Genomic DNA, 20,743 nt, shown 5'->3' on the forward strand with positions numbered 1-20,743 from the left:
TCGAACAGGCCCATCAGCAGGGAGAAGCCGCCGGGGTCGTGGCCGGTCTGGACGCGCGACACGAGGCGTGCGCGATCAAATAGCCCCGGCCCCAAGGCGACCTCACTCCGCGTCGACGATCTCGCAGAGCACCTCACCCGCGCTCACGGCCTGCCCGGCCTCCAGCTTCAGTCCGACGATGACGCCGTCACGGTGCGCGTTGAGCGGCTGCTCCATCTTCATGGCCTCGATGACGGCGATGGTCTCGCCCTCGCCCACCTGCTGACCCTCCTGCACCGACACCTTGACGATGGTGCCCTGCATGGGCGTGACCAGTGCGTTCCCCGACGGGGCCGACACCCTGCTGCCCCCACGATCGCGCTTGGCGGGCTTCTTCACGGCCTTGGACGCCGCCGGACGGGCTCCGAAGCCGCCTGGCAGCTTGACCTCCACGCGCTTGCCGTTGACCTCGACCGTCACGACCTCCGGCTCCGGCAGGTCCTCGGCCTCGCCCAGCACACCGGTGTAGGCGGCGATCTCGCCTGTGAACTCCGTCTCGATCCAGCGTGTGTGCACCGCGAACACGCCGTCCGGCGCGGTGTAGGCGGGCTCGTTCAGCACGGCCTGATGGAACGGGACGACGGTGGGCATGCCCTCGATCTTCAACTCGGCCAGGGCGCGACGCGAGCGGGCCAGGGCCTGATCGCGGTCCGCGCCGGTGATGATCACCTTGGCCACGAGCGAATCGAACGCCCCGGGGACGGTCATGCCCACGTGGTAGCCCTCGTCCACCCGGACGCCCGGGCCCGACGGGGCGTGCCATTTCACCAGCGTGCCAGGGGCGGGCATGAAGTTGCGGCCGGCGTCCTCGGCGTTGATCCGGAACTCGATGGAGTGCCCGATCACCTCCGGGTCCGTGTAGCCCAACTCCTCGCCGGCGGCGATGCGGAACATCTCGCGCACCAGGTCGATGCGGGTGACCTCCTCGGAGACCGGATGCTCCACCTGAAGGCGGGTGTTGACCTCGAGGAACGAGATGGTGCCGTCGAGGCCGACGAGGAACTCGCAGGTGCCGGCCCCGACGTACCCCGCCTCCTTGAGGATGGCCTTGCTCGACTCGTACAGCCGGGTCACCTGGTCCTCGGTGAGGAACGGCGCGGGGGCCTCCTCCACGAGCTTCTGGTGTCGGCGCTGCAGGGAGCAGTCGCGCGTCGACACGACGACGACGTTGCCGTGGCTGTCCGCCAGGCACTGGGTCTCCACGTGCCGGGGCTTGTCCAGGTAGCGCTCGACGAAGCACTCCCCACGACCGAACGCCGTGACCGCCTCGCGGGTGGCGGACTCGAACAGCTCCGGCACCTCCTCCATGGTGCGGGCCACCTTGAGGCCGCGACCGCCGCCGCCGAAGGCGGCTTTGATGGCGATGGGGAGGCCGTGCTCGCGGGCGAAGGTGAGCACCTCGTCGGCGTTGGCCACCGGGTCGGCGGTACCCGGCACCAGCGGCGCCCCCACCTTGTGGGCGATGTGGCGTGCCTTGACCTTGTCCCCGAGCGAATCGATGGCGGCGGGCGGCGGGCCGATCCAGATCAGGCCGGCGTCGATGATCGCCTGGGCGAAGCCTGCGTTCTCGGCGAGAAAGCCGTATCCGGGATGCACGGCGTCCGCGCCGGAGCGCTGAGCCACATCCAGGAGCTTGGGGATGTTGAGGTAGGTGTCCGCTGGGGTGGCACCGTTGAGGGCGAACGCCTCGTCGGCCAGCTTGACGAACAGGGACTCTGAATCGGAATCCGCGTACACCGCAACCGACGCTATGCCCGCGTCCCGGGCGGCTCGGATGACACGGACGGCGATCTCCCCACGATTGGCGATCAGAACCTTCGAGATGGCGACGTTGCCCACTCTGGACCCTCCTGTATTCGGCTTTGACGCGAGTGTATCCGCGCGGCAGGTGCATGGACGCCGCGTCCACAGCCTGTGACACTGGGCCCATGCCGGTTCCGCCCTTCATCGCCCATCTCCGCCGCCACATCGGCACCGCCCAGCTCTGGCTCATGGGCGCCAACGTCGCGGTGCTGCGCGACGGCGAGGTTCTGCTGGTTCGACGGGCCGACACCGGTGAGTGGGCCCTCATCAGCGGCATCGTCGATCCCGGCGAGAACCCGGCCGAGACGGCCGCCCGGGAGGCGCTGGAGGAGGCCGGTGTGCGCATCGAGGTGGAGCGGATGCTGTGGCTGGTGGTCAACGAGCCGCTGACCTACAGCAATGGCGACCGCTGCCAGTACCTGGACCACGGCTTCCGGGCCCGGTGGATCGGCGGCGAGGCGCGGGTGGCCGACGACGAGTCCACGGAGGTGGCCTGGTTCCCGGTCGGCGCGCTTCCCGAGCCGCGACAACCGCGTCTCGAGTCCATGGTGCGCCTCGCCCTGGATGACCCCCGCGACGTGGCGCTGACTCTCTAGTCCACGCCTCGCTGGTCCCGCAACGCCTGGAACCAGGACCGCGGCATGGGCTTGGGGGAGTCCTGCGTGATCGGAGGCATGACGACGGTCTCCTTCGCCGACTCCTCGAGCGCCTTCTCCTGCTCCCACTCGGTGAGCACCTGCTCGACGTATTCCTCCCTCTCCTCGATCGACGGCGCCGTCGTGGTCTCGGGCTCCAGCCGGGTGCGCGGCAGCGCGTAGACGGCGTGCCGCTGCACCCAGCCGATGAGCTCTTCGCGCACGTGGCAGCGCAGATCCCACAGCTCGCCGGACGAGGATGCCGAGACGACGGCGCGGATGCGCACCGGCCCCCCGACGGCGTCGGTGACCTGCAGGTTGACGCTGCGGCCGTCCCAGAGGGCGCTGGCCTGCACGATGCGGGTGAGTTCCACGCGCATCGCCTCCACCGGCACCAGCCAGTCGAGGTCCAGCTCCACGGTGCCCAGCATCTGCGCCTCGCCGCGCGTCCAGTTCTCGAACGCCTTCGTCGTGAAGGCCGTGCTGGGTACGATCCACCGCCTGTCATCCCAGGTGCGCACCACCACGTAGGTGAGGGTGATCTCCTCGACGGTGCCCATCTGCGTGTCGAACACCACCAGGTCCCCCACGCGCAGCGCATCGCTGAAGGCGATCTGCATGCCGGCGAACACATTGGACAGCGACGACTGCGCCGCGAGCCCCGCGACGATGGAGAGCAGGCCCGCGGAGGCGAAGAGGGAGGCCCCGATGGCGCGGAACTGCGGGAAGGTGAACAGGGCCCAGGCGACGGCGCAGATCCACAGCACCGCGATGAGCACCTGGGTGATCACCTGCATCTGCGTGCGGACCCGCCGGAAGTGGGGGGTCCCCTCGTCCGCGCGTGCCCGGGCGACGATCGCGTCCTCCACGGCCTTCATCGCACCCGTGGCCAGATAGGCCCCGGCGAGGATCATGACGATGAGGAACCCCTGCATGAAGACCGGGCGCCACTCGGGGGCGGCGTGCGTGGGCGTCGTCGCGGTGGCCAGCCCCACGCCGATCCCGGCGCCGAGCAGCGTGAGGAAGAGACGCTGGGGCACCTTGAGGCGCCGCGACACGAACCCGAGCCCCGTCCTGCGACGCACGACGAAGCGCATCGCCACCGAGATGATGATCGACAGCACCGCGCCCGCGGTGAACCCGGCCGCGGCGTACGCGGCGAGTGTCAGCAGTTCCATGGGGTCAGCCTACGAGGCGCGGTCTGTGCGGAGGCTGAGCGCGGCCAGGTCACCAGTGGCGGTGAAGGCGCCGTCGTGGCCGGCCGATTCGAACAGCAGCGATCCGTTGGCGTCCGCGGTCACGGTGAAGCCCATGGCGGGCAGCTCGCGGCGCAGGTAGGCGATGATCTCCGGCGCGCCCGGCGAGGTGAGCATGACGGTCACGTTGTTGGGGCTGTCGATCCGCTGCTCGACGGCGGCACCGGCGGGGAGGGAGAACCCGGGGGGAGCGTTGGTGAAGCCGAGATCCGACAGGAGCACGCCGTCGGGCGGCGCCGACGCCACCGCGACGGCAGTGGCCGAGGGCGCGGGGGTGGTGGCCTGGGACGCGGTGCAGCCGGTGAGAGCGAGCGCGCACGCCAGGGCGAGAGCGATCCGGTTCACGCCCGCCACTGTACCCGCAGGGCTCAACGCCACAGGGACTGCCAGGGCACCCCGGCGTCGATCACCATCTGGCGGAACATGGGCAGCGAGACGCCCACCACGTTGTAGGGATCCCCCTCGATCGACGTGACGTACGCGCCACCGCGGCCGTCGATGGTGAAGCCGCCGGCCACGCGCTGGGGCTCCCCGGTGGCGGCGTAGGCCCTGATCTCGTCGTCGGGAAGGTCCGCGAACCGCACCAGGGTCGATCCCACCCGCGTGTAGCGGATGTCCTCGGCGCCGCGCCGCACCGCGACGAAGTGGCCGGTGTGCAGCAGGCCCTCCCGGCCGCGCATCCGCTGCCAGCGTTCGACGGCGGCCTCCTCCGAGCGTGGCTTGCCGTGGGAGCGGCCCTCGAACTCGAGCACCGAGTCGCAGGCGAGCAGCACGAAGTCGCCCTCCAGGTGCGGCAGAACCGCAGTGCCCTTGCACTCGGCCAACCGGCCGGCCAGGGCGGCGGGGACGGGGTCGGCGATCTGCCGCTCGTCGAATCCGGAGACGATCACCTCAGGTTCGAGGCCGGCGCGGCGCAGGACCGTGAGCCGAGCCGGCGACTTCGAGGCGAGGATCAGCCGCATGGTCACATGCGGTGGTAGGTGCGCCACGCGTCGCGCCCCCCGACCAGCGGTGAGCGGACCGTGCGGTAGTAGGACGTCCAGCCGCCCGCCGTGGGGCGTGCGTCAGCCGAATGCAGCTGCTCAGGGCCCGACGAGGCGGTCATCACCGCCACGACGGCGGCGATCTCCTCCTCGGTCAGGTTCGCGCCCCGGAACTCCAGGTGCCCGGTCACAGCGGGATGTTCCCGTGCTTCTTCGGCGGGAGGACCTCGCGCTTGGTCCGGAGCAGCCGCAGCGCGCGGATCACCTGGGCCCGCGTCTCGTGCGGGTAGATGACCTGGTCGATGTAGCCGCGGTCCGCCGCGACGTAGGGGTTGGTGAGCTCGTCGTCGTACTCCTGGACCAGCCGGGCGCGCTCCACCTCCGGGCTCTCCGCGCCAGCGAGCTGCTTCCGGTAGAGGATGCTGACCGCGCCCTGCGCGCCCATGACGGCGATCTGCGCGGTGGGCCAGGCGAGGTTGATGTCGGCACCCAGATGCTTGGACCCCATCACGACGTAGGCGCCCCCGTAGGCCTTTCGCGTGATCACGGTCAGCAGCGGCACGGTGGCCTCCGCGTAGGCGTAGATCAGCTTGGCGCCGCGGCGGATGATGCCCTGGTGTTCCTGGCCGACGCCCGGCAGGAAGCCGGGCACGTCGACGAACGTGAGCACCGGGATGTTGAAGGCGTCACACGTCCGGACGAACCGGGCGGCCTTCTCGGCCGAATCGATGTCCAGGCAGCCCGCGAACACCGTCGGCTGGTTCGCGACGATGCCGATCGAGCGGCCCTCGATGCGGCCGAAGCCCACGATGATCGAGCCGGCGAACAGGGGCATCACCTCGAGGAATTCGTCGTCGTCGAGGACGTTGCGGATGACCTCGCGCATGTCGTAGGGCTGGTTCGCCGCGTCCGGGATGAGGAGGTCCAGCTCGCGGTCGTGGTCCGTGATGGTGAGGTCCGCGTGGTCGTCGTCGAAGACGGGGGCGTCCTCCAGGTTGTTCTGCGGCAGGTAGGTGAGCAGCTCGCGCACGTACTCGATGGCGTCGTTCTCGTCCGCGGCCAGGTAGTGGGCGTTGCCGGACCTGGTGTTGTGGGTGCGGCCGCCGCCGAGTTCCTCCATGGAGACGTCCTCGCCCGTGACGGTCTTGATCACCTCCGGGCCCGTGATGAACATCTGCGAGGTCTTGTCCACCATGATGACGAAGTCCGTCAGCGCCGGGCCGTACACGTGGCCGCCGGCCGCCGCGCCCATGATGAGCGAGATCTGCGGGATCACGCCCGAGGCACGGGTGTTGCGCTTGAAGATCTCGCCGTACAGGGCCAGCGAGACCACACCCTCCTGGATGCGCGCGCCGCCGCCCTCGTTGATGCCGATGATCGGCACTCCCGTCTTGAGCGCAAAGTCCTGGATCTTGACGATCTTCTCGCCGTACACCTGGCCGAGGGCGCCGCCGAAGATGGTCACGTCCTGGCTGAACACGCACACCGGGCGGCCGTGGATGGACCCGGTGCCGGTGATGACGCCGTCGCCGAACGGGCGGCGCGCGTCCATCCCGAAGGCGGTCGTGCGGTGACGTGAGAACTGGTCGAACTCGGCGAAGCTTCCTTCGTCGAGGAGGGCCATGATCCGCTCTCGGGCGGTCATCTTCCCCTTGGCATGCTGCTTCTCCACCGCTTCGGCCGAACCGGCGTGCACGGCTTCGTCGATGCGCACTCCGAGATTGGCGATCCGACCGGCAGTGGTGTGGATGTCGATCTCCATGCCGACACCATAGCGGCGGAACCGGTCAGTCCCGGTGGCCGCTCAGATTGTTGGATGGCTGGGGGTGAATCGCCCCAGGTTTCGTGCCGCTCCCATGTGGGGTGCTGCCCTCGTTGAGGAGGTCGTCTCGTCCCCGCCGGCCCTGTGCCCCCGGGCTACGATGTGGCGGTGACTCCCACCTTCTCCGACGCCGGCCGCATCGTGGCGTTGCTCCCCGCCGCGACACTGTGGCGCTCCGTCGACGTGGTGGAGACCACCGGCTCCACCAACGCGGACCTCGCGGCGCGGGCGCGTGCGGGGGCGACGGAGGGTGCCGTCCTGGTGTCCATGGAACAGACGGCCGGGCGCGGGAGGCTGGACCGCCAGTGGGTGAGCCCGCCGGGGGCGTCGATCTCGATGTCGCTGCTGCTGACCCCTCAGCCGGAGTTCCCACAGTGGGGCTGGCTCTCGCTGCTGGCGGGCATGGCCGTGTCGTCGGCGGTGGCCGAGCTCGCCGACGGCGCGGCGCCGGTGTCGCTGAAGTGGCCCAACGACGTCCTCATCCGCGGCCGCAAGGTCTGCGGCATCCTCTCGGAGCGGATCGAGCACCCGGAGGGGGCGCGTGCCGTCGTCGGCATCGGGATCAACGTGGACCTGTCGGCGGACCAGCTTCCCGTGCCCAACGCGACATCGCTCGCCCTCGAGGGACTCCCGACGGACCAGAACCGCATCGTCGCCGGGGTGCTGAGCCACTTCGAGCGGCTCTACCGGTCCTGGCAGCTGCGGGGCAACCTGCGCGCGGAGTACGAGGCCCGGTGCGCCTCCGTCGGGGCGCAGCTGACCGTCATCCTCGACGGCGACCGCCGCGTCTCAGGGACCGGCAGGGGCGTCGATCAGTGGGGGCGGCTGCAGGTCACCACAGCCACCGGCATCGAGACCTTCGCCGTGGGCGACGTCGTGCACGCGAAGCTGGGCTGATTCGTCGGTGGCGCGTGCCAGACTGGGCGCTATGGCTATCGACAAGGACCAGCTCGGGCGCGACGAGGTGGTCATCGCCTCCATGCACACCCACGTCAAGGCGCTGATCGGCCCCGCGCTGATCCTCATCCTCCTGGGGGCCGGGCTCGGCGTGTCCATCGCGCTGCTGCCGCCCGCGTGGCAGCCGTGGGCCACGTGGGTGGCGATCGCCGTGGCGCTGGTGCTGTTCCTGTTCCTGGTGCTCATCCCGTTCCTGCGCTGGATCACCTCCAGCTACACCATCACGGACCGTCGGATCATCACGAGGCACGGCATCATCAACAAGCTCGGCCACGACCTCCCGCTGCGCCGCATCAACAACGTCAACTACGAGCGCTCGCTGACTGACCGCATGCTGGGCTGCGGCACGCTGATCCTGGAGACGGCGGCCGGCCAGCCCCTGCGGCTGCCCGACGTGCCGGACGTCGAGCGCGTGCACGTGACCATCACGGAGTTGCTGTTCGAGGAGCAGGACGACAGCGACGAGTAGCCGCTTGGGTATGCTGCCCCGGTGACTCGTCGCTACGCAGTGGCCATCGCCGGCGGTGGGCAGCTGGCCCGCATGATGCACCAGGCAGCCATCCCGCTCGGCATCGACGTCCGCCTGCTCGCGGAGGGGCCGGACGTGTCCGCCGCGCAGGTGGTCCGCGGCGCCGTCGTCGGAGACTACCGCAGCCTCGACACGCTGATGTCCTTCACCGACGGCGTCGACGTGCTCACCTTCGACCACGAGCACGTACCCACGCGGCACCTGGCTGAGGTGTCGCGGAAGGTGGCCGTGCGCCCCGGCCCGGACGCGCTGGTGTACGCGCAGGACAAGGCGCTGATGCGCGAGAAGATGGCCGAGCTCGGCGTGGACTGCCCCGCGTTCGCCGTATGCGACACCGTCAACGAGTTGTCCGCCTTCGGCGAGCGGCAGGGCTGGCCCATCATCGCCAAAACCTCCCGCGGCGGCTACGACGGCAAGGGCGTGTGGAAGCTCGACGACGACTCGCAGGCCGAGGCTCCGTTCGACGGGATCGCGCACTCGTCGGCGGGGGAGCGGGTGCGCATCGTGGCGGAGGAGTTCGTCGACTTCGCTCGCGAGCTCTCCGCCATCGTCGTCCGTTCTCCCTCGGGGCAAGTCGTGGCGTACCCGATCAGCGAAACCGTCCAGACCGACGGCATCTGCGTCGAGACCGTCACCCCCGCGCCCGGGCTGGACCCTGACCGCGCGGCCGGGCTGCAGCAGATGGCCATCCGGATCGCCAACGAGCTCGGCGTGGTCGGCGTGCTGGCGGTCGAGTTGATGGAGGCCCGCGACGGCCGGATCGTGGTCAACGAACTGGCCATGCGCCCCCACAACACCGGCCACTGGACCATCGACGGCGCCCGCACCAGCCAGTTCGAGAACCACATCAGGGCCGTGCTCGACCTGCCGCTGGGGTCGCCGGAGCTGCGCGACGACGTGGTGGTCATGACCAACGTCCTCGGCGGCGCCGAGAAGGACCTCACGGGCGCGCTGATGCACGTCTTCGCCCGGGATCGCGAGATCCGCGTGCACCTCTACGGCAAGGAGGTGAAGGCCGGCCGCAAGGTGGGTCACGTCACCGCCCTCGGCACCAGCCTCGACGACGTCCGCCGCCGCGCGCACCACGCCGCCGGCTACCTGATGGGAGACCCGAATGCCTGAACCGCTCGTCTCGATCGTGATGGGGTCGGACTCCGACTGGCCGACGATGTCTGCCGCCGCCGACGCGCTCGCCGAGTTCGGCGTGCCCTTCGAGGCCGACGTCGTCTCGGCGCACCGCATGCCCGACGAGATGGTGGCCTTCGGGCGGGGCGCGCACGAGCGCGGTGTCCGCGTCATCATCGCCGGCGCGGGGGGCGCGGCGCACCTGCCGGGCATGCTTGCCGCTCTCACGCCGCTGCCGGTCATCGGGGTGCCCGTGGCGCTGAAGTACCTCGACGGCATGGACTCGCTGCTGTCCATCGTGCAGATGCCCGCCGGGGTGCCGGTGGCGACGGTGGCCATCGGCAACGCCCGCAACGCCGGCCTGCTCGCCGTGCGGATCCTGGCCGCCTCGGACGAGGCGCTGATCCAGCGCATGCTGGACTTCCAGGAGTCGCTGCGCGACGCCGCCCGGGCCAAAGGCGCGGTCGTCCGCGAGGCGTCCGGCCAGCAGCCGTAAAGGGGGCGAATCCGGGGAGACGGGCCCCGATACCGGCCAGGTCCCGGGATTCCCACTGCGGAGAGGCCAGCTATCGCGATCCCGACTCAATCGGTGCCGTCGGGGTCTTAATGATGTATTGACCTGGGGTTTTGCTGTTCCTACCGTGGAACTATGCCGCGCGACGACGCGCTGGAGAGCCCAAGGAGATCCATGTCAAACTTCGTCAAGGGCACGTTGGTCGAGGCCATCCTCGGCGCCGTGCTGATCACGCTGCTGCTGCTTCCGTTCCAGATCCTGCTCCCGCAGTACGCCGCCTACACGCCGTTCCTCATCGTCCCCATCATCGTGTTCTTCGCGCTGCAGCTGCCCCTCGGCGGGCTCGTACCGATGGTGCTGAGCTTCCTCGCCGGCGTGGTGTGGGGCTTCCTGTTCGCGCTGGTGGCCGGCCCGATGCTGGCGGCCGACCCCGCCTCCGCGCCGCTGGTGCTGGGAGTGGGCATCACGCTGGTGATCTTCCTCATCCTCGCCGTCCACCCGACCGTGCTGGGCAAGACGCCGCTCGCCATGGTGCCGGTGGTCCTGCTCGGCTTCGTCGAGTCGCTCATGGTGATGATGGTGCTCAGCCAGATCGGCGACAACCCCGGAGCCCCCGCCGCGCTGGTTCCCCCCGCGGGGCTCCTGGCGATCGCCGGGTTCTTCGTCTACGGCGCCGTGATGACCGCGATCATGGTGGTGGTCAGCGGGAAGGCGGCCGACGCCGTCGCCGGGCCGGGCTGGAACCCGCGCCGCGGCGCGCCCCAGCAGGCACCGGTGGGCGCCAATCGCTGACGGACCCGCCGTCGAGGTGCCAAGCTGACCGGTATGGATCTGCGGCGCCTCAAGTACTTCGTTGTGCTGGCCGAGGAACGCCACTACGGCCGCGCGGCCGCCCGGCTGTTCCTCGCCCAGCCCGCCCTCTCCCAGCAGATCAAGTCCCTCGAGAGCGAGCTCGGGGTCCAGCTGTTCAACCGCTCCACCCGGCGCGTCGACCTGACGCCCGCGGGGGAGCGGTTGTTCGCGCGGGCCACCGAGATCCTCAGCGTCATCGATGTCACTGTCGACGAGGTGCGCCGCGTCCACGCCGGCGAGGAGGGCACCGTCCGCCTGGCCTTCATCGGCTCGTCGACCTATGAGCTGATGCCGACACTGGCCCGGGCCCTGGCCACCGAGCTGCCGAACCTCCGTCTGGAGCTGCAGGGCGACCTGCTGAGCCCGGAGGTCGAGCGGTCGCTGGTGGAGGGACGCAGCGACATCGGCGTCCTGCGCCCGTTCCCGCGCACCGATGGAGTGGGCTCCAAGGTGCTGCGCCGCGAGCCGCTCGTCGTGGCGGTGCCGGTCAACCATCGGCTCGCCGGCGAGGAGCCCGTTCAGCTGGCGTCCCTGGCGGGCGAGGCCTTCGTCGGCTACCCGCGGAAGGCGTCGGCGACGGGTGACGCGGTTCTCGCGGCGTGCCTGGCGGCCGGCTTCGAGCCGGAGATGCGCTCGGTGGTCCGGGAGACGTCGACGCTGGTGGCGTTCGTCGCCGCCGGGCTCGGGGTCGCGCTGGTGCCCGAGGGCGTGCGCAACGTCCAGATCCCGGGGGTGGTCTACCTGCCGCTCGCCGACGAGCCCGGCCCGACGCTGGACCTGGTGGCGGCGTGGCGCGAGGCGGCGCCGTCGGGCGTGGTCCAGCAGGTGCTCACACGGCTCGAGGCGCTGGTGCGCTGACGGGGGCGCCGGTGGCGTCCACCACCTGTTGCAGCGTCACGCCCGGCGCGAGTTCGACCACCTCGAAGTGGGTGCCGCGGACGTCGAATACGCCCAGATCGGTCACCACGCGCTCGACGATGCCCTGTCCGGTGAGCGGGAGGGCGCATTGCGCCAGCAGCTTGGGCGCGCCCGCCCTGGTGGTGTGGTCCATGACCACCACGACGCGTTTGGCTCCGTGCACGAGGTCCATGGCCCCGCCCATGCCCTTGACCAGGGCGCCGGGGACCATCCAATTGGCGATGTCGCCGTTGCAGGCCACTTCCATGGCGCCCAGCACCGCCACGTCGATGTGGCCGCCGCGGATCATGGCGAAGCTGGTGGCCGAGTCGAAGAACGAGGCACCCGGTTCGACCGTGACGGTCTCCTTGCCGGCGTTGATGAGGTCAGGGTCCACCTCGTCGTCGTACGGGTAGCGGCCCGTGCCGAGGATGCCGTTCTCGGACTGCATCACGATGTGCACGCCCTTGGGCAGGTGGTTGGGGATCAGGGTGGGCAGCCCGATGCCGAGGTTGACGTACTGGCCGTCCGACAGCTCGAGCGCGGCGCGGGCGGCCATCTGTGCGCGGGTCCAGGGCATGGCTCAGGCCTCCAGGTCGGGGCGGACTGTGGTGGTGCGCTTCTCGATCATCTTCGCGACCGCCTGCTCCGGAGTCAGGGCCACGACGCGGGCGACGAAGACGCCGGGCAGGTGCACGTCCTCCGGGTCGATGGCGCCGGCCTCCACCACCCGTTCCGCCTCGACGATGGTCAGCCGCCCAGACATGGCCGCGGGCGGGTTGAAGTTCTGCGCGGCGGCGTGGAAGCGGCAGTTGCCGTGGCGGTCTACGACGGCGGCGCGGATCAGTGCCACGTCCGCGACGATGCCCTCCTCCAACACCATCGGCTGCCCGTTGAACACCCGAACCTCCTTCGGCGGCGACGCCAGCGCGACGGACCCGTCGGGGGCGTAGCGCCAGGGCATCCCGCCGTCGGAGACCAGCGTGCCGACGCCCGACGGCGTGAAGAACGCCCCGATCCCGGCGCCGCCCGCGCGCAGCCGCTCGGCGAGCGTGCCCTGCGGGGTGAGCTCCACCTCCAGCTCGCCGGCGAGGAACTGGCGAGCGAACTCCCGGTTCTCGCCGATGTAGCTGCTGATGGCGCGGCGGATGCGACGGGCCTCGAGCAGCTTGCCCAGGCCGGCGCCGTCGACGCCGAGGTTGTTGCTGACGATCTCGAGGTCCGTCGCGCCCTGCTCCAGCAGCGCGTCGATGAGGATCCAGGGGATGCCGGCGAGCCCGAACCCGCCGACGGCGATGCGGGAGCCGGACGCGATGTCGGCCACCGCCTCCGCGGCCGAGGCCACCACCTTGTCCATCAGGCCACCCGCTCGAACACCGCGGCCAGGCCCTGCCCGCCGCCGATGCACATCGTCTCCAGCGCGTAGCGGCCCCCGGAGCGGCGCAGCTCGTGGGCCATCGTCGCGAGGATCCGCGCCCCCGTGGCGCCGACCGGGTGGCCGAGCGAGATCGCCGACCCGTTGGGGTTGAGCCGCTCGTCGGTGGGGGAGAGCCCCCATTCGGTGAGCACCGCCAGCGCCTGCGCGGCGAAGGCCTCGTTGAGCTCGATGAGGTCCAGGTCCGCCAGGGTCAGGCCCGCCCGGCCGAGCGCGGCGGCCGACGCGGCCACCGGCCCGATGCCCATCCGCTCCGGCTCGACGCCGGCCAGCCCCCAACCCCTGAGCTCGAGCATCGGGGTCAGGCCGCGCCGCTCGGCCTCCTCCATGGTGGTGACGATGCACGCGGCCGCGGCGTCGTTCTGTCCCGACGCGTTGCCGGCGGTCACGGTGGCCTGGGGGTCGGACCCCGCGAGGATCGGGCGCAGCCGGGCCAACGCCTCCATCGTCGTGTCCGGCCGGATGTGCTCGTCGGAGGCGACGGTGGTGACCCCGCCCCGCCGCGACACCTCCACGGGCACGATCTCCGCGTCGAAGAGCCCCGCGGCCTGTGCCGCGGCCGCCTTCCGGTGCGAGGCCAGCGCGAACTCGTCCTGCGCCTCCCGGCTGATGCCGTACTCGCGCCGGAGGTTCTCCGCGGTCTCGATCATGCCGCCGGGGATGGGATGGTCGCGGCCCCCGGCCGTGGCACGGGCGCGGGCAAGGCGGTCGGTCAGCTGCACCCCGTCGCCCTTCACGCCCTGCCTCAGCAGCGCGTAGTGCTCCACACCGCTCATCGACTCGGCGCCGCCGGCGATCACCAGTCGGCTCACGCCCGCCTGGACCTGCATCGCCGCGGTGAGCACCGCCTGCAGCCCGGATCCGCAGCGCCGGTCCACCTGCTGGCCAGGCACACCGACGCCGAGGCCGGCGTCCAGCGCGACGACGCGGCCGAGCGCCGGGAACTCGCCGGAGGGGTTGCAGTTGCCGAGGATGACGTCGTCGACCGAGTTCTCCCCGAGCCCGGCGCGGCGGGCGACCTCGCGCACCGCGACGGTGCCCAGCTCGGCCGCGGACAGGCTCGACAGACCGCCCAGGTAGGCGCCGACGGGCGTGCGGACGGGCTCACAGATCACGATCATGCATTGAGCTTCGCACGCCGTACCCATGCGAAGTCCAATACCTAGATGCGTCGGATTGATAAGCAACCCGGTCAACATTTCCGTTGACCTGACCGCCACCCCACGGGATACAGTTCATCAACGCCACCCACACTGCAGTGGACTGCGGCCCGTCAAGCGGAGACGCGGCTTCCTGGTTCACCTGCACGTCGCTGTCACCCGAACAGCGCTCCGCACCCTCTCCCGACGCCGTCCCCGGCGTCCCCTGACGACGAAAGGTGTGCCATGTCGGCAACCCCCGGAACCGCCAACACGGTGCTCGGCGCCATCCCCGCCGACGAGCTCGGCGTCGTCGCGATGCACGAGGCGCTGCTCTCGGTGCTGCCCGGCGCCCAGTACGCGCCCGACATCACGATCGACCGGGCCGAGATCTTCGACATCCTCGCGGCCCGGCTGACCGAGTTCCGCGCCGCCGGCGGGGGCGCGATCGTCGACAACACGGGCATGTTCCACGGCCGCGACCTCACCCTCTATGAAGCCCTCTCGCGGACCACGGGCGTCCACATCGTCGCATCGACGGGCATGGGCCCCGAGGAGCTGCTCGGGGGCTACTTCCTCACCCCGCAGACCAACCCGCCCACGCCCTGGCCGGCAGACCGGTTCGGCGCGCTGTTCGCGGCCGAGGTCACCGACGGCATGGTGGTGCCTCGGCTCGAGCGCCGGGCCGCCGCGGGCCTGGTCACCACCACCGCCACCCGCGAGGGGATGACGCCCACGGACGAGAGCCTGGCCCGAGGCGCCGCCCGCGCCGCCCGCGACACAGGGGCGGCCGTCTCGTTCCGGTTCGGCCGCGATGCCGCCGCCGAGCTGGCCGTCCTCCTCGACGAGGGGTTGCCCGCCGGGCGGGTGCTCGTCGGTGGCCTGGACCGCAGGGACGCCGTCTCCGCTGGCGCGCCCGCGGAGGTGGCCCGCCTGGGCGCCTTCGTCGGCATCGACCACGTGGGACTCAACGACGACCCGGCCCACCTCACCGACCGCGAACGCGCCGCCCTGGTCGCGGACCTGGTGCGGGCCGGCCACGCGAACCGGATCGTGCTGTCCTGCAACGCCGTCGGCGTCGCCAAGGGCCTGCCCGCCCACGACCTGCCCTACAGCACAGTGCTGACCGCCTTCGTCCCGAGGCTCAGGGACCTGGGCATCGGTGACGACGACCTCCGCACCATCCTCGAGGCCAACCCGCGCGAGCTCCTGACCATCGACGACGACACCAGAGGTGAGTGACATGTCCAGGGTGAACACAGTGCTGGGACCGATCCCGGCGGAGGCGCTCGGTATCGTCGCCGTCCACGAGCACATCGGATACGGCATGCCCGGCAGCGAGCTCGACTCCCGCTGGTGGAAGACGCCCGAGGAGCGCTACGCGGAGACCGTGCCGAAGCTGCGCGCGTTCCACGAGTACGGCGGCGGGACGTTCGTGGACGCCACCGGCATCTGCAACGGCCGCGACATCGACTACTACAAGTCGCTCTCGGCCAAGACCGGCATCAACATCGTGGCCTGCACCGGGTTCGTCGGCGGTGACACGGCGCTGCCCCACTTCGCACGCGCCTCCGTCGAGTACCTGGCGGAGGTGTTCGTCCACGAGATCACCGTCGGCATCGGCGACACGGGCAGCAAGGCAGGCGTGATCAAGGTCGGCGTCAGCCGCGGCGGCCGGATGACGGAGCTGGACAAGCGGATCTACCGCGCCGCGGCCCGCGCCGCGAGGCAGACCGGGGTGCCCGTCCTCACCCACCTCGCCATCGACGCCGAGAACGCGATCGCCATCTTCAACGAGGAGGGCCTTCCCCTGGACCGGGTCCTGTTCGGGCACGCCGACGACGGCGTCAACGCGTCGAAGACCCGCGACACATGGATCGCCGAGCAGGGCGGCCGCGTCGGCTTCGACACCTTCGGATACGAGACGGAACTCGAGGACCCGCCGTTCTGGGCCCGCCCACGCAAGGAGCGCCTCGACCACTTCCTGCGCTTCCTGGCGGCCGGGCACCTGGACCAGGCGATGGCCGGCGTCGACGCCAACTGCAGCCCCCTCGGCTGGCCCGGCGTGAAGGGCCACACCGTCAATTACCTCTTCGAGGACCTCATTCCCGACCTCCGCGACGCAGGCGTCGACGAGGCCACCATCCACACCCTCTTCGTCACCAACCCGGCCGACTTCCTGTCGATCCGCAGCTGACCCACCCCCCACGAAAGCGAGAGAACAATGCAGTCCTCCGACCTCAAGAACCTCAAGATCGCCATCGTCGGCGGCGGCTACGGCGGCGCCGCGGCAGCAAAAGCGCTCAGCCTCCTGGGCGCCCAGGTGGACGTCTACGAGCAGGCGAGCAGCATCCGGGAGGTGGGCGCGGGCATCGGGCTACGCCCCTCAACCATGGACCTGTTCCGCCAGTGGGGCATCTTCGACGCCATCGCCAAGGTGAGCTCCCCCAGTGACTACTTCGAGATCCTCACCGCCGACGGGCACACGATCATGCAGGACTCCTGGCCGGGCATGGACGACTACGAGGTGAAGACCCACACCCACCTCATCCACCGCGGCGACTTCATCGAGGCGCTCGTCGGCGTGCTGCCCGAGGGGATGGTTCACCTCGGCCACAAGCTCGAGTCCATCAAGGACCTGGGCGATCACGCCGAGCTGACCTTCACCAACGGCACCACCGCCACCGCGGACCTGGTCATCGGCGCCGACGGCATCAAGTCCACCGTGCGCACGCAGTTGTTCAGCGACCAGCAGCCGGTCTTCGCCGGCGAGCACGCGTACCGCGTCGTGGTGGACGCCGACGCCGCCCACGGCCTCGTCGTCGACGACAACCTGCGCATGTACCTCGGCCGCGGCACCAAGGTCTACGTCCTCCCGCTGCGCCACCGTGGTCAGCTCTCCTTCGACGTCACCGCGCTGGCCCCGGACAGCACCTGGACGCCCGCGGTGACCCAGGACGACATGCTGCGCACCGTCGAGGGCTTCGACGAGCGCATCGTGGCCACCGTCCGCGACCTCGACTGGGACAAGGTCATCGTCCGCGCCGTCTACGACATCGACCCGGTCGAGAACTGGCACTCCGAGTGCGTCGCGCTGCTCGGCGACGCCGCCCACTCGATGTGCCACCACCAGGGCCAGGGCGCCAACTCGGCCATCATGGACGCAGGCGGTCTCGCCGACGCCCTGCTCCAGGCGGACTCGGTCAAGGAGGCGCTCGAGCTCTACCAGGCCACCCGCAAGCCGGTCACCGACGAGCTGCAGCGGATCTCCCGCCAGGGCTGGAGTGAGGACGAGGTCAACGACGTGTTCCCCGGCCAGAAGCCCGCCACCATGCGCGAGGAGGAGCCCGCCCGATGACGCTCCACCCCAGAATCGCCGAGGTGCTCGCCTCCCTGCCCGCCCCGCCGGAGGGGCCGATCAACCCGGCAGCCATCCGGGCGGGCGAGCAGGCCCAGGTGCCGCCGACGGACCAGCGGCTGCCGCTGCACTCCGTCGACGACCTCGCGGCGGGCGACGTGCCGGTGCGCGTCTACCGCGCCCATGACGGCGATTCGGGCGGGGTGATCGTCTACCTCCACGGCGGCGCGTTCTTCCTCGGCAGCCTGGACACCCACGACCACGTGGCCCGCGAACTGGCCGCGGCCACCGGCTGGACCGTCGTGGCCGCCGGCTACCGGCTGGCGCCCGAGAACCCGTTCCCGGCCGGGCTGGAGGACTGCTACGCCGTGGTGAGGTGGGTCGCCGATCAGCCCTGGAGCGGCGGGCGGCTCGTCGTCGCCGGCGACTCCTCCGGGGCGGGCATGGCGGCAGCCGTCGCCGGCATGGCCGTCGACGACGGTTTCGACCGGATCACCGACCAGGTGCTCTACTACCCGTCGGTGGACCTGGGCTTCGACGAGGATCGCTACCCCTCGCTGAGGGAGAACGCCACCGGCTACGGGCTGGAGACGGCCCTCCTCGAGCCGTTCAACGCGTTCTACGTCGACAGCGGCGCCGACCCGGCCGACCCGCGAGTCTCGCCGATCAGGCGCGAACACCTCGCCGGCCTGCCCAGGGCGCTGATCGTCACCGCCGAGTACGACCCGCTGCGCGACGAGGGTGAGCTGTACGGACGCCGCCTCGCCGAGGCAGGGGTGGAGACGGTCGTGAGCCGCTACGCGGGCGCGAACCACGGCTTCGTGGCCAACTTCTCCTGGATCCCCGAGTTCCACCGGGTGTTCGACGAGACCACCGCGTTCCTGGGGCGGCGGCCATGACGGTCGGTGTCCACCCCCTGGTCTCGCAGTGGGGGCGGTTCAGCCTCTACAGCTTCTTCATCGACGCCCCCGAGCCGGCCATCGTCGACACCGGCATCGCCTCATCCCCGGCCGAGGGCATGGCGCCCGCGCTGGAGGCGCTCGGCCGCCGGATCGAGGACGTGCGCTGGATCCTGCTCACCCACGGCCACATCGACCACGTGGGCGGCGCACGCGCGCTGTGGGAGCTGACCGGTCGCCGCGCGCGGGTGGTCATCCACGAGGCGGACGCCCACCACCTCGACCCGGGGGAGTGGACGCCTGTGCTGGTCCGCGACGGTGACTCCCTTCCGCTGGGTGGTGGCGTCGAGGTGGCGGTGCACAGCATCCCCGGGCACACCGCGGGATCCGCGGCCTACGTGGTCGATCGCGCGGCCTTCGTGGGCGACGCCGTCCAGATCCACGGAGCGGCCAGCGGGTTCCCCGGCTACGGGGACCCGGATGCGTACCGCGCAAGCCTCACCCATCTCCTCACCGAGGTCCGCCCCGAGCGGATGTACCTCGGCCACCCGTACCGGGGCGCCGACGGTGTGGCCCACGGGGTCGAGCTGGACCGCGCGCAGGCCCGTCAGGCACTTCAGGAGAGCATCGACCTCGAGGCACGCATCCGCGAGGTCGCGGTGCGCCATGGGCAACGGCCCGACGAATCGATCTACTCGCCTTTCGCCCCCGTCGCCGATGAACTCGGCTACACGGGCGACCCGACGCTCGAGCCGTCCCCGTTCTTCACCACGCTGCACGGCTACGCGCAGCTGAACAGGAGCCACCCATGACCATGCGCATCCGCAAGCACCTCCGCGCACCCATGCGCGACGGCGTCGAGCTGGCCCTGGACGTGTACGAGGGCGCCGACGAGACCCCGCGCCCGGCCCTGGTGGCGCTCAGCCCCTACGGCAAGGAGCTGCAGGCGCTGGCCCTGACCACGCCGCCGCAGCGGCGACCGTCACCGATGTGGGACGGGTGCATCGAGGCGGGCGACATCGACCGCGTCGTGAGCGCCGGCTACGCCCACGTGATCGGCGACCTGCGCGGCACCGGAGACTCCGGGGGCGAGCACATCGGCAACTACAACGCCGGGGGAGTGTCGCTCGGGCAGGACGCCTACGACGTCATCGAGTGGGTCGCCGCGCAGCCGTGGTGTGACGGCAACGTCGGCATGATCGGCATCTCCTACTTCGGCTCCATGCAGGTGCTGGCCGCCGCCGAGCGGCCCCCGCACCTCAAGGCCATCTTCGTCAGCGGTGGTCACTTCGACTTCTACGAGACCACCTACCACGGGGGCGTGATGTGGTTCATGCCGCGCGCGGCGCGCGAGGGTCGCGGCGGGGACTCGGGCTGGGCGTTCACGGACCGCGTGAAGTCACGGATGCTGGAGACCTACCCGCCCGACGAGATCAGGCGACGCGTGGCGGAGCGGCTCGAGGACCCCGACGTGGCCGCCTGGCCCAACCTGGTCCACGTCCTCAACTACCCCGTCAACCACGAGGCCTGGTTCGACATCGTGATGAACGAGCTCGACGGTGAGTGGTACGAGGAGCGAAACCCCGTCAACCTCGCGGAGTCCATCGACATCCCCGTCTGGCTGCAGATCGACAACGGCCGCGGCTGGACCATCGACGGCACCGTCGAGCTGTTCAACCGGCTCCAGGGCCCCAAGAAGCTCGACATCGGCCCGTACCCGCCCATGCAGTCGCGGCCCTTCGTCGAGGAGCACGACACGATGCTGCGCTGGTACGACCACTGGCTCAAGGGCATCGACACCGGCGTCATGGACGAGCCCCCGGTCACCGTCTTCGTCGAGGGCTCACGCGAACGAGTCACCGGGGAGCAGTGGCCGCCGAAGGACGTCGAGTACCGCAGCCTCTACCTGCGGCCGCGACGCGTGCTGTCGCCCGAGCCCGAGCGGATGTCCGCGCAGCACGCGGCCCCGGACGGCTTCTACCAGGCGCCGCTCAGCGTCACCGACGAGGTGGTGATCCTCGACTGGTCCACGGCCCCCTTCGAGGAGGCGACCGAGATGATCGGCACCGGCGCCGCGCACCTGTTCGTCGAGATCGACCAGCCCGACACCAACCTCATCCTGAGGCTCTGGGACGTGGCGCCCACAGGCAAGCGGCAGATCGTGACCACCGGCTACCTCAAGGCCTCGCACCGGGAACTCGACGAGCGCACCACCGAGGGGAGCCCGCACCACCCGCACACCCGCGCCGTCCCCGTCGAGCCGGGTGCCATCGAGGAGTACGTGGTGCGCCTCTACCCGTTCGCCACCACCTTCCTGCCCGGTCACCGGCTCCGGGTCGAGCTGTCCAACGCCGAGCCGCTCGTCGACGAGCACAACTCGCTGCTGCCCCCCGACGCGTTCCACCTGCCCGTGGGGCGCCCCGTCACCCACAAGATCTACCGCGACGCGGACCACCCGTCGCGACTCGTCCTGCCCTACACGGCGCCCACGAAGGAGTGA

Annotated in this window: 22 protein-coding genes; 13 read left to right on the forward strand and 9 right to left on the reverse strand. The window is 70.7% G+C overall.

Translation table 11 applies throughout. The annotated features are described in order from the left end of the window. Positions 1-102: 102 nt before the first annotated feature. Positions 103-1,878, reverse strand: a complete 1,776-nt coding sequence (locus tag ACX1D0_RS01535) for an acetyl-CoA carboxylase biotin carboxylase subunit (protein ID WP_459019155.1) — start codon at positions 1,876-1,878, stop codon at positions 103-105. An 89-nt stretch (positions 1,879-1,967) separates the two neighbouring features. Between ACX1D0_RS01535 and ACX1D0_RS01540 the strand changes: the two genes are divergently transcribed. After that, complete coding sequence (locus ACX1D0_RS01540) at positions 1,968-2,438, forward strand: NUDIX hydrolase (RefSeq protein ID WP_459019156.1); 471 nt, start codon at positions 1,968-1,970, stop codon at positions 2,436-2,438. Here the strand turns inward: ACX1D0_RS01540 and ACX1D0_RS01545 are convergent. From ACX1D0_RS01545 to ACX1D0_RS01565, 5 genes are read right to left on the reverse strand one after another with little or no spacing between them, the layout of a single operon-like run. Further along, complete coding sequence (locus ACX1D0_RS01545) at positions 2,435-3,655, reverse strand: mechanosensitive ion channel family protein (protein ID WP_459019157.1); 1,221 nt, start codon at positions 3,653-3,655, stop codon at positions 2,435-2,437. The genes ACX1D0_RS01540 and ACX1D0_RS01545 overlap by 4 nt on opposite strands. A gap of 9 nt (positions 3,656-3,664) precedes the next feature. Next, a complete protein-coding gene (locus ACX1D0_RS01550; protein ID WP_459019158.1) occupies positions 3,665-4,078 on the reverse strand; it encodes a hypothetical protein in 414 nt (137 codons plus the stop codon). Between the two features lie 23 nt (positions 4,079-4,101). Then, the gene (locus ACX1D0_RS01555) at positions 4,102-4,695 is read right to left on the reverse strand and encodes a Maf family protein (protein ID WP_459019159.1); all 594 of its coding nucleotides are present in this window, start codon (positions 4,693-4,695) and stop codon (positions 4,102-4,104) included. A 2-nt stretch (positions 4,696-4,697) separates the two neighbouring features. Further along, positions 4,698-4,907, reverse strand: a complete 210-nt coding sequence (locus tag ACX1D0_RS01560; RefSeq protein WP_459019160.1) for an acyl-CoA carboxylase subunit epsilon — start codon at positions 4,905-4,907, stop codon at positions 4,698-4,700. Next, complete coding sequence (locus ACX1D0_RS01565; RefSeq protein ID WP_459019161.1) at positions 4,904-6,478, reverse strand: acyl-CoA carboxylase subunit beta; 1,575 nt, start codon at positions 6,476-6,478, stop codon at positions 4,904-4,906. The genes ACX1D0_RS01560 and ACX1D0_RS01565 overlap by 4 nt, the downstream gene beginning before the upstream one ends. Before the next feature lie 168 nt (positions 6,479-6,646). Between ACX1D0_RS01565 and ACX1D0_RS01570 the strand changes: the two genes are divergently transcribed. The 6 genes from ACX1D0_RS01570 (at position 6,647) to ACX1D0_RS01595 (ending at position 11,373) form a co-directional block, all read left to right on the forward strand. Then, positions 6,647-7,435, forward strand: a complete 789-nt coding sequence (locus ACX1D0_RS01570) for a biotin--[acetyl-CoA-carboxylase] ligase (RefSeq protein WP_459019162.1) — start codon at positions 6,647-6,649, stop codon at positions 7,433-7,435. Positions 7,436-7,466: 31 nt separating this feature from the next. Continuing rightward, positions 7,467-7,964 carry a PH domain-containing protein gene (locus ACX1D0_RS01575; RefSeq protein ID WP_459019163.1) on the forward strand — a complete coding sequence of 166 codons (498 nt, stop codon included), beginning with the start codon at positions 7,467-7,469 and terminating at the stop codon, positions 7,962-7,964. Between the two features lie 21 nt (positions 7,965-7,985). Next, the gene (locus ACX1D0_RS01580) at positions 7,986-9,146 is read left to right on the forward strand and encodes a 5-(carboxyamino)imidazole ribonucleotide synthase (RefSeq protein WP_459019164.1); all 1,161 of its coding nucleotides are present in this window, start codon (positions 7,986-7,988) and stop codon (positions 9,144-9,146) included. Beyond that, positions 9,139-9,645 carry a 5-(carboxyamino)imidazole ribonucleotide mutase gene (gene purE / locus ACX1D0_RS01585; protein WP_459019165.1) on the forward strand — a complete coding sequence of 169 codons (507 nt, stop codon included), beginning with the start codon at positions 9,139-9,141 and terminating at the stop codon, positions 9,643-9,645. Before ACX1D0_RS01580 ends, purE begins: the two co-directional genes overlap by 8 nt. A gap of 192 nt (positions 9,646-9,837) precedes the next feature. Beyond that, positions 9,838-10,455 (forward strand): hypothetical protein, encoded by a 618-nt coding sequence (locus ACX1D0_RS01590; protein WP_459019166.1) that lies wholly within the window; start codon positions 9,838-9,840, stop codon positions 10,453-10,455. A gap of 33 nt (positions 10,456-10,488) precedes the next feature. Then, positions 10,489-11,373: a LysR substrate-binding domain-containing protein gene (locus ACX1D0_RS01595; protein ID WP_459019167.1), complete on the forward strand. Its 885-nt coding sequence runs from the start codon at positions 10,489-10,491 to the stop codon at positions 11,371-11,373. Here ACX1D0_RS01595 and ACX1D0_RS01600 read toward each other — a convergent pair. From ACX1D0_RS01600 to ACX1D0_RS01610, 3 genes are read right to left on the reverse strand one after another with little or no spacing between them, the layout of a single operon-like run. After that, the gene (locus ACX1D0_RS01600) at positions 11,345-11,992 is read right to left on the reverse strand and encodes a 3-oxoacid CoA-transferase subunit B (RefSeq protein ID WP_459019168.1); all 648 of its coding nucleotides are present in this window, start codon (positions 11,990-11,992) and stop codon (positions 11,345-11,347) included. The genes ACX1D0_RS01595 and ACX1D0_RS01600 overlap by 29 nt on opposite strands. A gap of 3 nt (positions 11,993-11,995) precedes the next feature. Beyond that, positions 11,996-12,769: a CoA transferase subunit A gene (locus tag ACX1D0_RS01605; protein ID WP_459019169.1), complete on the reverse strand. Its 774-nt coding sequence runs from the start codon at positions 12,767-12,769 to the stop codon at positions 11,996-11,998. Continuing rightward, the gene (locus ACX1D0_RS01610) at positions 12,769-13,968 is read right to left on the reverse strand and encodes an acetyl-CoA C-acetyltransferase (protein ID WP_459019170.1); all 1,200 of its coding nucleotides are present in this window, start codon (positions 13,966-13,968) and stop codon (positions 12,769-12,771) included. Before ACX1D0_RS01610 ends, ACX1D0_RS01605 begins: the two co-directional genes overlap by 1 nt. A 264-nt stretch (positions 13,969-14,232) precedes the next feature. On the opposite strand from ACX1D0_RS01610, the gene ACX1D0_RS01615 reads away from it, so the two are divergent. The 6 genes from ACX1D0_RS01615 to ACX1D0_RS01640 are packed head-to-tail and all read left to right on the forward strand — an operon-like array spanning position 14,233 to position 20,743. Next, on the forward strand, positions 14,233-15,228 hold the full coding sequence (locus tag ACX1D0_RS01615; protein WP_459019171.1) for a phosphotriesterase family protein: 996 nt from the start codon (positions 14,233-14,235) through the stop codon (positions 15,226-15,228). Between the two features lies 1 nt (position 15,229). Then, complete coding sequence (locus ACX1D0_RS01620) at positions 15,230-16,183, forward strand: phosphotriesterase family protein (protein ID WP_459019172.1); 954 nt, start codon at positions 15,230-15,232, stop codon at positions 16,181-16,183. A gap of 27 nt (positions 16,184-16,210) precedes the next feature. Beyond that, a complete protein-coding gene (locus ACX1D0_RS01625) occupies positions 16,211-17,344 on the forward strand; it encodes an FAD-dependent oxidoreductase (RefSeq protein WP_459019173.1) in 1,134 nt (377 codons plus the stop codon). Beyond that, a complete protein-coding gene (locus ACX1D0_RS01630) occupies positions 17,341-18,243 on the forward strand; it encodes an alpha/beta hydrolase (RefSeq protein ID WP_459019174.1) in 903 nt (300 codons plus the stop codon). Before ACX1D0_RS01625 ends, ACX1D0_RS01630 begins: the two co-directional genes overlap by 4 nt. After that, the gene (locus tag ACX1D0_RS01635) at positions 18,240-19,055 is read left to right on the forward strand and encodes an MBL fold metallo-hydrolase (protein WP_459019175.1); all 816 of its coding nucleotides are present in this window, start codon (positions 18,240-18,242) and stop codon (positions 19,053-19,055) included. The genes ACX1D0_RS01630 and ACX1D0_RS01635 overlap by 4 nt, the downstream gene beginning before the upstream one ends. Continuing rightward, entirely contained in the window at positions 19,052-20,743 is a 1,692-nt protein-coding gene (locus ACX1D0_RS01640) for a CocE/NonD family hydrolase (RefSeq protein WP_459019176.1), read from the forward strand. The genes ACX1D0_RS01635 and ACX1D0_RS01640 overlap by 4 nt, the downstream gene beginning before the upstream one ends.

The organism is Tessaracoccus pujii, assembly GCF_054483895.1.